Origin of the sequence: Streptomyces sp. NPDC057137, assembly GCF_042670825.1 — a bacterium.
Lineage (GTDB): Bacteria > Actinomycetota > Actinomycetes > Streptomycetales > Streptomycetaceae > Streptomyces.
This window is the reverse complement of the sequence record NZ_JBHUUW010000117.1, coordinates 1-13923: the sequence shown is the minus strand read 5'-3', so window position 1 is coordinate 13923 and position 13923 is coordinate 1. Positions and strand designations below refer to the sequence as shown.

15 protein-coding genes are annotated in these 13923 nt (G+C 70.7%); 5 read left to right on the top strand and 10 right to left on the bottom strand.

Annotation, left to right across the window (positions count from 1 at the left end):
• Positions 1 to 91 precede the first annotated feature (91 nt).
• Genes ACFT9I_RS39300 through ACFT9I_RS39290 form a run of 3 tightly spaced genes read right to left on the bottom strand, consistent with a single transcriptional unit; the run spans position 92 to position 2008 of the window.
• Positions 92 to 874 carry a DUF3710 domain-containing protein gene (locus tag ACFT9I_RS39300; RefSeq protein WP_382572490.1) on the bottom strand — a complete coding sequence of 261 codons (783 nt, stop codon included), beginning with the start codon at positions 872 to 874 and terminating at the stop codon, positions 92 to 94.
• Position 875: 1 nt separating this feature from the next.
• Positions 876 to 1391, bottom strand: coding sequence for a dUTP diphosphatase (dut, locus tag ACFT9I_RS39295; RefSeq protein WP_354608604.1), 516 nt, complete (start codon positions 1389 to 1391; stop codon positions 876 to 878).
• Positions 1388 to 2008, bottom strand: coding sequence for a PaaI family thioesterase (locus ACFT9I_RS39290; protein WP_382572488.1), 621 nt, complete (start codon positions 2006 to 2008; stop codon positions 1388 to 1390). The genes dut and ACFT9I_RS39290 overlap by 4 nt, the downstream gene beginning before the upstream one ends.
• 58 nt (positions 2009 to 2066) lie before the next feature.
• Here ACFT9I_RS39290 and ACFT9I_RS39285 point away from each other — a divergent pair, with 58 nt between their 5' ends.
• A complete protein-coding gene (locus tag ACFT9I_RS39285) occupies positions 2067 to 2549 on the top strand; it encodes a DUF3093 domain-containing protein (RefSeq protein WP_382572485.1) in 483 nt (160 codons plus the stop codon).
• Positions 2550 to 2566: 17 nt separating this feature from the next.
• Here the strand turns inward: ACFT9I_RS39285 and ACFT9I_RS39280 are convergent, their stop codons facing one another.
• The 4 genes from ACFT9I_RS39280 to ACFT9I_RS39265 form a co-directional block, all read right to left on the bottom strand.
• On the bottom strand, positions 2567 to 3484 hold the full coding sequence (locus tag ACFT9I_RS39280; RefSeq protein WP_382572483.1) for a hypothetical protein: 918 nt from the start codon (positions 3482 to 3484) through the stop codon (positions 2567 to 2569).
• A gap of 13 nt (positions 3485 to 3497) precedes the next feature.
• Entirely contained in the window at positions 3498 to 3794 is a 297-nt protein-coding gene (locus tag ACFT9I_RS39275; RefSeq protein ID WP_023538148.1) for a DUF4193 domain-containing protein, read from the bottom strand.
• Between the two features lie 389 nt (positions 3795 to 4183).
• Positions 4184 to 5425: a sensor histidine kinase gene (locus ACFT9I_RS39270; RefSeq protein ID WP_382572480.1), complete on the bottom strand. Its 1242-nt coding sequence runs from the start codon at positions 5423 to 5425 to the stop codon at positions 4184 to 4186.
• 5 nt (positions 5426 to 5430) lie between these two features.
• Positions 5431 to 6084: a response regulator transcription factor gene (locus tag ACFT9I_RS39265; RefSeq protein ID WP_354608608.1), complete on the bottom strand. Its 654-nt coding sequence runs from the start codon at positions 6082 to 6084 to the stop codon at positions 5431 to 5433.
• A 356-nt stretch (positions 6085 to 6440) separates the two neighbouring features.
• On the opposite strand from ACFT9I_RS39265, the gene ACFT9I_RS39260 reads away from it, so the two are divergent.
• A complete protein-coding gene (locus ACFT9I_RS39260) occupies positions 6441 to 6614 on the top strand; it encodes a hypothetical protein (RefSeq protein WP_023538151.1) in 174 nt (57 codons plus the stop codon).
• A gap of 92 nt (positions 6615 to 6706) precedes the next feature.
• Here the strand turns inward: ACFT9I_RS39260 and ACFT9I_RS39255 are convergent, their stop codons facing one another.
• Together ACFT9I_RS39255 and ACFT9I_RS39250 are read right to left on the bottom strand one after the other, a co-directional pair.
• On the bottom strand, positions 6707 to 7537 hold the full coding sequence (locus ACFT9I_RS39255; RefSeq protein ID WP_382572477.1) for an inositol monophosphatase family protein: 831 nt from the start codon (positions 7535 to 7537) through the stop codon (positions 6707 to 6709).
• Positions 7538 to 7640: 103 nt separating this feature from the next.
• Positions 7641 to 8768 (bottom strand): ferrochelatase, encoded by a 1128-nt coding sequence (locus tag ACFT9I_RS39250; protein ID WP_382572474.1) that lies wholly within the window; start codon positions 8766 to 8768, stop codon positions 7641 to 7643.
• A gap of 154 nt (positions 8769 to 8922) precedes the next feature.
• Here ACFT9I_RS39250 and ACFT9I_RS39245 point away from each other — a divergent pair, with 154 nt between their 5' ends.
• Together ACFT9I_RS39245 and ACFT9I_RS39240 are read left to right on the top strand one after the other, a co-directional pair.
• Positions 8923 to 10185, top strand: coding sequence for an MFS transporter (locus tag ACFT9I_RS39245; RefSeq protein ID WP_382572471.1), 1263 nt, complete (start codon positions 8923 to 8925; stop codon positions 10183 to 10185).
• The gene (locus ACFT9I_RS39240; protein WP_382572468.1) at positions 10127 to 11464 is read left to right on the top strand and encodes a D-arabinono-1,4-lactone oxidase; all 1338 of its coding nucleotides are present in this window, start codon (positions 10127 to 10129) and stop codon (positions 11462 to 11464) included. Before ACFT9I_RS39245 ends, ACFT9I_RS39240 begins: the two co-directional genes overlap by 59 nt.
• 12 nt (positions 11465 to 11476) lie before the next feature.
• Here the strand turns inward: ACFT9I_RS39240 and ACFT9I_RS39235 are convergent, their stop codons facing one another.
• Positions 11477 to 12337: a hypothetical protein gene (locus tag ACFT9I_RS39235; RefSeq protein ID WP_382572465.1), complete on the bottom strand. Its 861-nt coding sequence runs from the start codon at positions 12335 to 12337 to the stop codon at positions 11477 to 11479.
• Between the two features lie 487 nt (positions 12338 to 12824).
• Here ACFT9I_RS39235 and sepH point away from each other — a divergent pair, with 487 nt between their 5' ends.
• The gene (gene sepH / locus ACFT9I_RS39230; RefSeq protein ID WP_382572464.1) at positions 12825 to 13874 is read left to right on the top strand and encodes a septation protein SepH; all 1050 of its coding nucleotides are present in this window, start codon (positions 12825 to 12827) and stop codon (positions 13872 to 13874) included.
• The last annotated feature ends 49 nt before the right edge of the window (positions 13875 to 13923 follow it).

Genomic DNA, 13923 nt, shown 5'->3' with positions numbered 1-13923 from the left:
CCTGTCACGGGAGCGCGGCCCACCGGCGCGTGTCGAGATGTGTCCGGGCGTCCCCGGAGAGGCGACGAGGGCGAACCCCCGGGTCCTCGGATCAGCGCACCTCGGTGATCTCCGGGCCCCGCTGAAGCTGCCCCATGCCACCGGCGAAGCGTGAACCTTCCTGCTCCTCGGCCTGCTGGACGCCCTCGGCGACCATCTGGGCGTCGTCGGGGAGCTTCAGGACGATCGGGTCGCGGGGCGCCATCGGGCCCTCGCCGCGCACGACGACCGTGTCCTTGAAGATCTGCTCCAGCAGTCCGGCGGCCTCGGGCTGCACCGCGCCCTGTCCGGAGATCACTCCGCGCAGGAACCAGCGCGGCCCGTCGACCCCGATGAAGCGCACGAGCTGTACGCCTCCGGTGCCGTCCGGCAGCTGAACGGGCACCTGGGCCCGAAGCTCCCAGCCGAGCGGGCCCTCGACCTCGTCGATGATGCCGCCCTGCTGCGTGATGCCCGAGGCGATCTCCTCGCGCACCTCGCTCCAGATGCCCTCCTTCTTGGGAGCGGCGAAGGCCTGGAGCTGTACGGCGCTGTCGCGTACGACGACGGTCGCCGCGACGATCGCGTCACCCGCCACCTCTACACGAAGCTCCATTCCGTCGACCCCGGGGACGAAGATGCCGCCCAGGTCGACCCGGCCCTCGTCGGGCTTGGACACCTCGGAGATGTCCCACGGCCCGTCGGGCCGGGGAGCCGGGGGAAGATTCACCCGGCGGGGCTTCTCGGCCCCGTCCTCCGTGCCGTCGGCGTCGTTGTCGTCGATGTCGTCGACGACCTGCTCGGCCTCGCCCGCCGTGTCATCGGCGGCACCGCTCTTCTTGCGACGTCCGAACACGTCACTGTCCTTCCCGGTCGGATACGACCGATGCGTATCGATTCCCGCCCTGTGAACCGCCCACCGCGGCATGACCGCCGGTGGACCCGAAGCCCCCCTCGGCCCGCGCCGAGCCGGGAAGCTCCGCCACCTCGTGGAAGCGCACCTTCTCGACCTGCTGGACGACCAGTTGGGCAATCCGGTCGAACCGCTCGAACCGCACCGTCTCGCGCGGATCGAGATTGACCACGATCACCTTGATCTCCCCACGGTACCCGGCATCCACCGTCCCCGGGGCATTCACCAAGGCCACTCCACAGCGGGCGGCCAGCCCGGATCGCGGGTGCACGAAGGCGGCGTACCCGTCGGGCAGCGCGATGGAAACCCCGGTGGGCAGCACAGCGCGTTCGCCCGGAGCGAGATCGGCGGCCTCGGTGGTGACCAGATCGGCGCCGGCGTCGCCCGGGTGCCCGTACGAGGGCAGCGGCACGTCCGGGTCCGTCCGGCGGATCAGCACGTCGACAGGGTTACGGCTCATGGGTTCACCTCGAAGGCGCGGGCGCGCCTGACCTGGTCGGGATCGGCCATGGCCGCCTGGATCTCCTCCTGGCGGCCGTTGTCGATGAAGTGGTCGACCTTCACTTCGATGAAGAGGGCGCCGGCGCGCACCGCGACGGGCCCGTCGGGGCCGCCGAGCCGGCCGGTGGCGGAGCAGAAGATCTTCCGGCCGCTCACGGCGGTGGCCTCGGCGTTGAGGAAGAGCACGGTGTCGACGGGTACGGGGCGGACGAAGTCCGTCTCCAGCTTGCCGGTGACGGCGACCACGCGCAGCAGCCAGCTGAGCGCCCCGAGCGACTCGTCGAGCGCGGTGGCGAGGACGCCGCCGTGCGCGAGGCCGGGGGCGCCCTGGTGGGCGGGCCGCACCGTGAACTCGGCCGTGATCGAGACACCCTCGCCGGCCCTGGCCTGGAGATGGAGTCCGTGAGGCTGCTCGTCGCCGCAGCCGAAGCAGTGCGCGTAGTGCGAACCGAGCAACTCCCCCGGGGCCGGGGCCTCCGGGTGCCGTACCGGCGCTATGGCGTCGGCCGGCGGCGTCAGAGCCGGGGACCGGGCGGCGGAACGGGGGGTTTTCCCTCCTGAGGGCGCAGTACTCACAGGCGCAGACCTTACCCGCGCGGCTACCCGCCGGTCGCACCGTGCCAAGCTTGGCTCCATGGAGCATTCAGCGGCGCCTTACGACGAACGTCTCACCGCACCGGGGTCATGGTGGGTGATCACCGCTCTCGTCGCGCTCTCGGGCGGTCTCATCGTGTTGCCGCTGGGCACGGTGCCGATGCTCGGGGCGGTGGTCGTGACGGGGCTGCTGGCGGCCCTGGCGGTCAGTTCGTACGGCTCCGCGCGGATCCGCGTCGTGGCGGGCTCACTGGTCGCGGGCGATGCCCGGATCCCGGTGGCGGCGCTCGGCGAGGCGGAGGTGCTGGCCGGTGAGGAGGCGCGCGCCTGGCGCATGCACAAGGCCGATCCGCGTGCCTTCATGCTGCTGCGCAGCTATATCCCGACGGCGCTGCGGGTGGAGGTCACCGACACGGCCGACCCGACGCCGTACGTCTATGTGTCGACCCGCAACCCGAGGGCGCTCGCGAAGGCGCTGAACGCGGTGCGGGAGACCGAGCCGGAAACACCGGGCACGGTCTAGCGGGCCGACTGCCGGCCCTAGTGGCCCAGTTCCTTGGGAAGCTCCGGCGGCAGCACCTTCGGCTGTTCCAGCGGCGGCAGGGCGGGCAGGGCGTCCCAGGAGACCTGACGGGCGCGCAGGTCCTTACGGATGCGCTCGGCCACCTTCTGGGTGTCGCGACGGTTCATCATCGCGCCGACGGCAGCGCCGATCATGAACGGCACCAGGTTCGGCAGGCTGCGGATCGTGCGCTTCATGATCTGCTGGCGCAGTTCGCGCTTCATCCGGCCGGAGAGCGCCGAGTTGAGGGTCGCCGGCTTCGTGATGTCGACGCCGCGCTCCTCGGTCCACGAGGTCAGATACGCGGTGCTGCGCTGTTTGAGATTGCCGGGCGGACGTTGGCCGTAGACCTCGTGCAGCTCGGCGATGAGTTTCAGTTCGATCGCGGCGACGGCCGTGATCTCCGCGGCCAGTTCGGCCGGCATCGCGGGCGGTACGGGCATCATCGCGACAGCGCCGATACCGGCGCCCACCGTGGAGCTGCTGTTCGCCGCGCCCGCGACGAGTTTGTCGGCGAGTTCTTCGGGCCCCAGGCCCGGGAACTGCCTACGGAGCGTGGCCAGATCACGGACGGGAACGCGCGGAGCGTTGTCGATGATCCGGTCGGCGAGATGCGCGAGCCCTGCCCTGGCGCTCGCGCCGCCCTTCTGTATGCCCCGCTTGACCTTTCCCAGGCGCCGGGCCCCGGTCACGGGCCCGTCGTGGTCGCCCTGGGGCGCTTCGAGCGAGGCCGGGAGGCCTCGCCCGTCGTCGTCGGATACGCCGGGGTGGGGCAGGAGAGCGGAGTGCTCGGCAGCGGGCGTGACGCCTTCTGCCGGGCCCGGGCCGCTCTGGTACGCCTCCGGCGCGTTCTTGCGCCGGAAACGCCGTTTCCTGGACGGTGTGTCACCTGCCACGGCCGACCGCTCCTCAGTCGCAGTCGCGGCAGATCGGCTGACCGTTCTTCTCCCGGGACAGCTGGCTGCGGTGGTGTACGAGGAAGCAGCTCATGCAGGTGAACTCGTCGGCCTGCCTGGGCAGTACACGAACCGACAGCTCCTCGTTGGAGAGGTCGGCCCCGGGCAGTTCAAGTCCCTCGGCCTGCTCGAACTCGTCCACGTCGACCGCGGATGTCGACTTGTCGTTCCGACGGGCCTTCAGTTCCTCAAGGCTGTCGGAATCGACGTCGTCATCGGTCTTGCGTGGGGTGTCGTAATCCGTTGCCATGTCGCTTCTCCCCCTCTGGGTGTCATCGGTGTCTCAGCGCGTAACGCGTGAGAGGCCGGACTTGTGCCCGACCTGAGGCGGAGATTTTGCCTCACATCAAGGTCTGTTACTCAATCGACACCCAACCGGACTCTTTCCGAGTGATCGGCGTTGGGTGGCGAACCGGACCGTACACGGTCCGAATGTCGTACTTCACGGGCGCCACCCCGTGTACTTCCCGTGATCCCGACCCCTGGAAACCCGGATTTTCCCGGCTTTCCGCAAGGGGCTTGATCACAGAGAGTGCGAGGCTTGAATCCGCCCCTGTGATCGATCACACACGGCCCAACCGGGAACGGGTCCCGAAAATTCCGCGCAAAGCGAACTTCGCTCCGATCCGGAACGAAAACTCAGACCGGCAGAGTGACACGCATCACGAGCCCGCCTCCCTCGCGGGGCTCCGCGATGATACGGCCCCCGTGGGCCCGCGCGACCGAGCGGGCGATCGACAGGCCGAGGCCCACGCCCTTGTCGCTGCCCGTCCGCTCCGTACGGAGGCGGCGGAACGGTTCGAAGATGTTGTCGATCTCGTACGCGGGAACGACCGGCCCCGTGTTCGACACCAGCAGCACCGCCATACCGTGCTCGACCATGGTCGTGACCTCGACCCAGCCCTCCTCCTTCACGTTGTAGCGGACGGCGTTCTGTACGAGGTTGAGCGCGATCCGCTCCAGCAGGACCCCGTTGCCCTGCACGACCGCCGGCGCGCGCTCACCGCGGATCTCGACGCCCTTCGCCTCGGCCTCGCCGCGCGTCTGGTCGACGGCGCGGGTGGCGACCTCGGCGAGCTCGACGGGCTTGCGCTCCACGAGCTGGTTGTCGCTGCGGGCGAGCAGCAGCAGGCCCTCCACCAGCTGTTCGCTGCGTTCGTTGGTGGCCAGGAGCGTCCTGCCGAGCTGCTGGAGCTCCACAGGGGCCGCCGGGTCCGAGAGATGGACCTCCAGCAGTGTCCGGTTGATCGCGAGGGGCGTACGCAGCTCGTGCGAGGCGTTCGCGACGAAGCGCTGCTGCGCGGTGAAGGCCCGCTCCAGACGCTCCAGCATCTCGTCGAAGGTGTCCGCCAGCTCCTTCAGTTCGTCGTCCGGGCCGTCCAGTTCGATCCGGCGGGCCAGGTCGGAACCGACCACGCGGCGCGCGGTGCGGGTGATCCGGCCCAGCGGGGACAGGACCCGTCCGGCCATCGCGTAACCGAACGCGAAAGCGATGATGGACAGGCCGGTCAGGGCGAACAGCGAGCGGGTGAGCAGGTCGTCGAGCGCCTGCTGGCGCTGGGCGGACATGCACGCCTTGAGTGACGCGTTCAGCTGGTCGTTGTTGACGGCGTCGTTGAGACCCGGACAGGTGGGGCTCATCAGCTGGACGTTGTCCCCGGTCACCTTCAGGGCCAGTTCGCTGCCCTCGTTGATGGCCTGCGCCGCCAGCAGATAGATGATCGACAGCAGCAGGATGCCGGCGATCAGGAACATCCCGCCGTAGAGCAGCGTCAGACGTATCCGGATCGTCGGCCGGACCCAGGGCAGCGCCTGGTCGGGCCGTCTGGGGTCCCAGGTCGGTTTGGGGGGCGCCGTGGGCGGCGCCGGTGTGGTTGCCACGGGCATCAGATCCGGTAACCGGAGCCGGGCACGGTGACGATCACGGGGGGCTCGCCGAGCTTGCGGCGCAGCGTCATGACCGTGACGCGCACGACATTCGTGAAGGGGTCGGTGTTCTCGTCCCAGGCCTTCTCCAGCAGCTGCTCGGCGGAGACCACGGCGCCCTCGCTGCGCATCAGCACTTCGAGGACCGCGAACTCCTTGGGCGCGAGCTGGATCTCCTTGCCCTCCCGGAAGACCTCGCGGCGGTTCGGGTCGAGCTTGATGCCCGACCGTTCCAGGACCGGCGGCAGCGGGACGGTCGTACGGCGGCCGAGCGCCCGGACGCGGGCGGTCAGCTCGGTGAAGGCGAAGGGCTTGGGAAGATAGTCGTCGGCTCCCAGCTCCAGGCCCTCGACCCGGTCGCTGACATCGCCGGACGCCGTGAGCATCAGCACACGGGTCGGCATGCCCAGCTCGACGATCTTGCGGCAGACGTCGTCACCGTGGATCAGCGGGAGGTCACGGTCGAGCACGACGACGTCGTAGTCGTTGACCCCGATCCGCTCCAGGGCCGCGGCGCCGTCGTACACGACGTCGACGGCCATGGCCTCCCGGCGCAGCCCGGTGGCCACCGCATCGGCGAGCAGCTGCTCGTCCTCGACGACGAGTACGCGCACGTCGCTGTCCTTCCTCTGGGCCCATCGCCGGAGATCCGGGGAACCGGGCAGGTCGTAGCACTGGTTGTGCGGGCCCATCCTGCCCGCTACGCGCATAAACCGGCGGTAAGACAATGCCGACCACCGGGCATACGGAAGGAATACGCAAGATTCTTGAATGTCGGGAGGTTTCTCCCGTACACGCCCTGGGGATGACGAGTGCACACCCGAGATCACGCCCCTTACGTGGCATGCCACTACCCGCTCTGTCCCCCAGAGGGAGTGGTGCGTGATCGACCGCCGTCGGCACTTCCAGGTGCCACTTGACCACGACGTCGGCACACCCCCGTGCCATCGACCCACGCCGAGGGGGCGCAATGGACGCATTCACCGCAGGTCTTCTGCAGCGTATAAGGACCACGGAATCCGATCTCACACGAGCTCGCGAGACGGGCGACGACTTCCTCGCGGAGGTCGAGCAGGAGGAGCTCGACGACCTGCACCGCCTCGCCGCGGAGCACGGCGTTCAGTTCGGCACCGCGAACGTGTGACCGCAGGAAGGACCCCGGCGCCATGGGACGGTGCCGGGGTCCTTCCCTGTCCGGGGCCGGTCGGACCGGGTGCTCGCCGGGCGCGGACCTGGTCAGTCGTGCCAGGCGCCGTACTCCTCCAGCAGTGCCTGGAGCGGTTCGAAGACGCCGGGCGTCGCCGCCACCGCGAGGTCGCCGTCGGCCGGGGCGCCGGGGCGGCCGCCGGTGAGCGCGCCCGCCTCGCGTGCGACGAGATCGCCGGCCGCGAGGTCCCAGGGGTGCAGCCCGCGCTCGTAGTAGCCGTCGAGCCGGCCCGCGGCGACGTCGCAGAGATCGACGGCCGCGGAGCCGCCGCGCCGGATGTCCCGCAGCTGCGGGATCAGCCGCGCGGCGACGGCGGCCTGGTGGGTGCGGACGGTGGTGACGTAGTTGAAGCCGGTCGAGACCAGCGCCTGTTCCAGCGGCGGTGCGGGGCGGCAGCTCACCGGCCGGTCGTTGAGGTACGCGCCACCGCCGAGCACGGCCCGGAAGGTCTCGCGGCGCATCGGGGCCTCGACGACGCCGACGAGGGTGACCCCGTCGCGTTCGGCGGCGATGGACACGGCCCAGGTCGGCAGCCCGTACAGATAGTTGACCGTGCCGTCCAGCGGGTCGATCACCCAGCGGACACCGCTGCTGCCCGCCGAACTCGCGCCCTCCTCACCGAGGAAGCCGTCGTCGGGGCGGTTCTCCGCCAGAAATCCCGTGATCAGCTTCTCCGCCGCGATGTCCATCTCCGTGACGACGTCGATGGGGCTGGACTTCGTCGCGGCCACGCCCAGGTCGGCGGGGCGGCCGTCGCGCAGCAGCGCCCCGGCCCGGCGCGCGGCCTCCAGGGCGAGGGCGAGCAGTTCGGCGGTGAGGGCGTCGGTGTCGGTGTCGGACGCGGAACCGGGGTCGGTCACTGGCAGGTCACTCCTCGGGAAGGCACCGGGTGGGACGGGCGTCAGGCGTGCGGGAGTCGGACGTACACCGAGTCGGACGTACACCGAGTGAGGCGTCGCGGACTCAGGCGTACGGGCTGTCGGCCCCGGCGGCGGCCGGGCGGGGCGTCCTGGCGGGGCAGCAGCCGATCGGGCAGACGTCGTGACTCGCGCCGAGCGTCCCGAGCACGCACCGCTCCGCCGCGCGCCCCCGCTCGGTCGCCGCGCGCTCCAGGAGCAGATCGCGTACGGCGCCGACGAACCGCTCGTCGGCCCCCACGGTGGCCGAACGCCGGACCGGCAGGCCCAGTTCGGCGGCCTTCGCCGTGGCCTCGGTGTCGAGGTCGTACAGCACCTCCATGTGGTCCGAGACGAACCCGACGGGCACCATGACGACCGCCGGGGCCCCCGCGCCGTGCACGGCCTCCAGGTGGTCGCAGATGTCCGGCTCCAGCCACGGGATGTGCGGCGCCCCGCTGCGCGACTGGTAGACGAGCTGCCAGGGGTGCTCGACGCCGGTCTCCTCGCGGACCGTGTCGGCGATCAGGCGCGCCACGTCGAGGTGCTGCGCGACGTACGCGCCACCGTCGCCGTGGTCCTCGACGGGGCCCGAGGTGTCGGCGGCGGCCAGCGGGACGGAGTGGGTCGTGAAGGCGAGGTGCGCCCCCGCGCGCACGTCCTCGGGAAGGTCGGCGAGGGACGCGAGCACTCCGTCGACCATGGGCCGTACGAAGCCGGGGTGGTTGAAGTAGTGCCGCAGCTTGTCGACGCGGGGCGGCTCCAGGCCCTCGTCCGTCAGCGTCGCGAGCGCGTCCGCGAGGTTCTCGCGGTACTGCCGGCAGCCGGAGTACGAGGCGTAGGCGCTGGTGGCCAGGACGGCGACGCGGCGTCTGCCGTCCTTGGTCATCTCCCGCAGGGTGTCGGTCAGATAGGGCGCCCAGTTGCGGTTGCCCCAGTAGACGGGCAGTTCCAGGCCGTTCTCGGCGAAGTCCTCGCGCAGCGCCTTCAGTAGGACGCGGTTCTGTTCGTTGATCGGGCTGACCCCGCCGAACAGGAAGTAGTGCTGCCCGACTTCTTTGAGCCGCTCCTTGGGGATGCCCCGGCCACGGGTCACGTTCTCAAGGAACGGAACCACGTCGTCCGGGCCTTCCGGGCCGCCGAAGGACAGCAGGAGCAAGGCGTCGTATGGAGAAGTCGCACGCTGTTCGGGCATGCCTCGATCCTGCCATCCGCGGTTGAGGGGCGATAAACCGAGGCGCGCCGGAGGACCGTCGGGCCGTAAGCTGTCTGCGCCTGTTCATTCCTTACCGCCAGTGCCCAGCGGCCGTTCGCGCCGTCACTCGCGACAGTGCCTACCGGAGCGACACGTGGCCAGTCCCTACCGCGCGATCTTCGCCGCGCCCGGCACCCGGAGTTTCAGCGCGGCCGGTCTCGTCGGCCGGATGCCGCTGTCCATGATGGGCATCGGCGTGGTGACGATGATCTCCCAGCTCACCGGGCGTTACGGGCTGGCGGGCGCGCTGGCGGCGACGCTCGCGATGTCCGCCGCCGGGATGGGGCCGCTGATCTCCCGGCTCGTGGACCGGCACGGCCAGCGGCGGGTCCTGCGGCCCGCCGCGCTGACCGCCGTGACGGCCGTCGCCGGACTCCTGCTGTGCGCCCAGCAGTCGGCCCCGGAGTGGACGCTCTTCGTCTTCGCCGCCGGCGCGGGCTGTGTGCCGAGCGTGGGGTCGATGGTCCGGGCGCGCTGGGCGGAGCTCTACCGGGGGTCGCCGCGTGAGCTGCACGCCGCGTACTCGTGGGAGTCGATCGTCGACGAGTTGTGCTTCATCTTCGGCCCGATCATCTCGATCGGTCTGTCCACGGCCTGGTTCCCCGAGGCGGGTCCGCTCCTGGCCGGGGTGTTCCTGGTGACGGGGGTCTTCTGGCTGACGGCGCAGCGGGCCACCGAGCCCGTGCCGCAGTCCCGTGAGCACCACACCGGGGGTACCGCGCTGCGCTCCCCCGGTCTCCAGGTACTCGTGGTGACGTTCGTGGCGACCGGCGCGATCTTCGGGGCCATCGACGTGGTGACCGTGGCGTTCGCGGAGGAGCGGGGGAACAAGACGGCGGCGAGCCTCGTGCTCGCCGTCTACGCGCTCGGTTCCTGCCTCGCCGGTGCCGTCTTCGGGCTGCTGCATCTGCGGGGCAGCGCGTCCAGGAGGTGGCTGGTGGGCGTCTGTGCGATGGCCGTGAGTATGATCCCCCTCCAACTGGCCGGGAGCCTGCCGATCCTGGCCGTGGCGCTCTTCGTCGCCGGCCTCTCGATCGCACCGACGATGGTGACGACGATGGCCCTCGTCGAAGCGCACGTACCTCGTACCGAACTCACCGAGGGCATGACGTGGACCAGTACCGGACTCGCCGTCGGAGTGGCGCTCGGCTCCTCCGCCGCGGGCTGGGTGGTGGACGCCTCCGGGGCGCGGGCGGGGTTCGCTGTGCCCGTCGTGGCGGGAGTGGTCGCGGCCCTGGTGGCGCTGCTGGGCCACCGCAGGCTGCGGGAGCGGCCAACGGATCGGGAGGGGCTCGGGGATGACCAACACCGGTACAGGCGCGGCGACGACGAGGAACGCGACAAGCACCTGGCGTAACTGGGCGGGGAACGTGAGCGCGCGTCCCACCCGCGTCCTGTCCCCCGCCTCCGTGGAAGAACTCGCCGAGGCGATCCGTACGGCCGCGGCGGACGGGCTGCGGGTCAAGGCGGTCGGTACGGGGCACTCGTTCACATCCGCGGCGGCCACCGACGGCCTGCTGATACGGCCCGATCTGCTCACCGGCATCCGGGAGATCGACCGGACGGCCGGCACCGTCACCGTGGCCGCGGGCACCCCGCTGAAGCGGCTGAACGAGGCCCTGGCCAGGGAGGGCCTGTCGCTCACCAACATGGGCGACATCATGGATCAGACGGTCGCCGGCGCGACGTCCACGGGCACGCACGGCACCGGCCGTGAGTCGGCCTCGATCGCGGCGCAGATCCGGGCGCTGGAACTCGTTGTGGCGGACGGCTCCGTACTGACGTGCTCGCCGACCGAGAATCCGGAGATCTTCGCGAGCGCCCGGATCGGGCTCGGCGCGCTGGGTGTCGTCACGGCGATCACCTTCGGCGTGGAGCCGGTCTTCCTGCTGACGGCGCGCGAGGAGCCGATGCCGTTCGACCGGGTGACGGCCGACTTCGACGCGCTCGTCGCGGAGAACGAGCACTTCGAGTTCTACTGGTTTCCGCACACCGGCAACTGCAACACCAAGCGCAACAACCGCAGCGCGGGCCCGGCGGCCCCTCCCGGTACGGTCAGCGGCTGGATCGAGGACGAACTCCTCTCCAACGGGCTGTTCCAGGTGGCCTGTTCGGTCGGCCGGGCGGTGCCCAGGACGATACCCACGATCGCCAGGGTCTCCAGCCGCGCCCTGTCCGCCCGCACGTACACGGACATTCCTTACAAGGTTTTCACCAGTCCGCGCCGCGTGCGCTTCGTGGAGATGGAGTACGCCCTGCCGCGCGAGGCCGCGGTCGGCGCGCTGCGCGAGGTCAAGGCCATGATCGAGCGCTCACCGCTGCGGGTGAGTTTCCCGGTGGAGGTGCGGACCGCGCCCGCCGACGACATCCCGCTGTCGACGGCGTCCGGGCGCGAGACGGCGTACATCGCGGTGCATCTGTACCGAGGCACGCCCTACCGCTCGTACTTCACGGCGGTGGAGCGGATCATGACCGCGCACGGCGGCCGGCCGCACTGGGGCAAGGTGCACACGCGGGACGCGGCGTATCTGGCCGGGGTCTATCCGCGCTTCGACGAGTTCACGGCCGTACGGGGCCGGCTGGACCCGGAGCGGCTGTTCGGGAATCCGTATCTGCGGCGGGTCATCGGCGGGTAGCGCCTCTGGTCGTCAGCCGGTCGGACCCGGCGTCGGGGCCGTGGACGGCGGGGGCGGGACGGACTGGCCCCCGGGGTCGCCGGATCCGCCGTCGGGTTGCGAGGTGTCGGGGGACGGAGCGGTCGAAGGGCCGCCGGTCTCCGGGGTGTTCGGGCTCTGCCCGTCGCCCGGTTCGGACGGGGCCGGGGTGCCGTCGGTGCCGGTACCGGGGTCCGGGTCGGTGCCCGTACCGCTTCCCGTGCCGTCGTCGGAGGGGGTCGGTCCGCCACCCCCGGGCTCGGCCGGCCGGTCGGGCCGGGAGTCGCGGTCGCTGTCCCCGCCGCGTACGACGGAGCTGAACGTCGTTCCCTTGCCGCCGCTCAGATCCTGGCCGGCGGCCAACTCGTAGCCGGTGATGCAGAGCATCGCCACGGCGAAGACGACGGCGGCCGCGACGACGGGCCGCTTCCAGCCGCGTACCCGTGTGCCGTACGTGGTGGCTCCCCCGAACTCGTCCTGGGCGGAAGGCTTCCGGGCGAAGGGCCCCTGGGCGGAAGCCTCCTTGGGAGGCCGATCGGCGCGCGCCGGATCCGGGACGGGGGCCGGCTCGGAGTCGTACACCTGGCGCGCCCTCGGCTTCACCTGGACCGAGACTTCGCGTATCTGGTCGCCGGTGCGCCGGAACAGGTGCTGGAAGACCGTGCCGCCGCAGGTCGCGATCACGCTCACCACACCGGCGCCGATGATCGTGCCGTACACCCCGAGCTTGGAGGCGAACACCGCCGCGGCGATGGCCGCGAGCGCGCTGCCCGCGACCTGCGGCACGCTCAGTTCGAGCCGTTGTGTCGCGGTCTCCTCGCCGGTCCGTATGCCCGGATTCTGCCTCTGATCCATCTCCGACCTCTGCTTGCCCATCTGTGCCACCGTGCACCAGGAAGGGACATTTGAGCGAATCGGATAGTTCCGCTTCTGGAGATTGTGTGAATTGGGACACGCGTACGGCATACGGACACCCCCTCAACTGCCGTACCCCCGAAGAACTTCGGTGGCGTGGCAGTCCACCCCGATGGCCCGAATGGAGTACTGTGGCGAGCCCTGGGGCCGGACTCCCTCACAGGTGTCCGGGTCTTCGGGAGGGGGCCGAAGTGGCACTCGATCCGGCGGCGCGATGGCACCGCACGGGCGCCTGCTACGCAAAGTGACCAGGTCTGTCACTCTGTGTCGCAAACAGGCAACCGTGTCATGACGGCGTTCCAGGGCCCATGCCCGACACGCCGGGCAACTCGGCAAGGTTGTGGCAGGCTGCACCCGGGCAGGTCACACTCGACTAGCGGAAGCAGCGACGCACGTGACGTCGGCAGGCACCACCCGGGAGGTCCCCATGCCCGAACTGCGTGTCGTGGCCGTCTCCAATGACGGCACACGACTGGTGCTCAAGGCTGCCGACAGCACGGAGTACACGCTCCCCATCGACGAGCGGCTGCGAGCGGCCGTACGCAACGACCGTGCCCGCCTCGGCCAGATCGAGATCGAGGTGGAGAGCCACCTCAGGCCTCGTGACATCCAGGCGCGGATACGTTCGGGAGCATCCGCCGAAGAGGTCGCCCAGATGGCCGGGATCCCGGTCGACCGGGTCCGGCGCTTCGAGGGCCCCGTGCTGGCCGAGCGTGCCTTCATGGCCGAGCGCGCCAGGAAGACGGCGGTACGCCGCCCCGGCGAGAACACCGGTCCCCAGCTGGGCGAGGCGGTGAACGAGCGGCTCCTCATGCGCGGCGCCGAGAAGGAGACCGCGCAGTGGGACTCGTGGCGCCGCGACGACGGCACCTGGGAAGTCCTGCTCGTCTACCGGGTCGCGGGCGAACCGCACTCGGCGAGCTGGACGTACGACCCGCCCCGGCGGCTCGTACAGGCCGTCGACGACGAGGCCCGTTCGCTGATCGGTGAGACGGACGACTCGCTCGCCGTCGGTACGAAGGAGCCGAGCTTTCCGTTCGTACCGCGTATCGCGCGGCTGCCGAGGGATCGTGAACGGCCGCTCGACCGTGCTCTGGAACGGCAGATGGAGCGCCCGGGCGCGCCGGATCCGGACGAGGACACCAGTGAGCGCGACACCCTGACCAGCCTGCTGGAGGCGGTGCCGAGCTTCCGTGGCGACATGGTGGTCCCGGAGCGGCCTTCGCCGCCCGAGCCGCCGGCCATCGAGCCCGGTCAGGCGCCCGAGGAGGAGCCGGTGGCACCGGCCGCCTCGGCGGGTGCGGGGTCCGCGTACGCGGATGTGCTGATGCCGCGTTCGGTGGCGGGCCACCGCGACCGGCTGACCGGTACGACGGACCGTCAGGCGGAGGCCGACGGCGTACGGCCCAACCGCCGTGCCGCCGTGCCGAGCTGGGACGAGATCGTGTTCGGCACGCGTCGTAAGAAGCAGGACTGAGAACAAGGCAGGCAGGACTGAGCCGGGGCGGTACGCGCTGAGCGCGTAC

Coding starts and splice junctions, on each gene's coding strand:
- dut (WP_354608604.1), bottom strand. CDS start 1,391: ATGAGCCGTAACCCTGTCGACGTGCTGATCCGCCGGACGGACCCGGAC.
- ACFT9I_RS39285 (WP_382572485.1), top strand. CDS start 2,067: ATGGAGCATTCAGCGGCGCCTTACGACGAACGTCTCACCGCACCGGGG.
- ACFT9I_RS39275 (WP_023538148.1), bottom strand. CDS start 3,794: ATGGCAACGGATTACGACACCCCACGCAAGACCGATGACGACGTCGAT.
- ACFT9I_RS39260 (WP_023538151.1), top strand. CDS start 6,441: ATGGACGCATTCACCGCAGGTCTTCTGCAGCGTATAAGGACCACGGAA.
- ACFT9I_RS39250 (WP_382572474.1), bottom strand. CDS start 8,768: ATGCCCGAACAGCGTGCGACTTCTCCATACGACGCCTTGCTCCTGCTG.
- ACFT9I_RS39240 (WP_382572468.1), top strand. CDS start 10,127: ATGACCAACACCGGTACAGGCGCGGCGACGACGAGGAACGCGACAAGC.
- ACFT9I_RS39235 (WP_382572465.1), bottom strand. CDS start 12,337: ATGGATCAGAGGCAGAATCCGGGCATACGGACCGGCGAGGAGACCGCG.
- sepH (WP_382572464.1), top strand. CDS start 12,825: ATGCCCGAACTGCGTGTCGTGGCCGTCTCCAATGACGGCACACGACTG.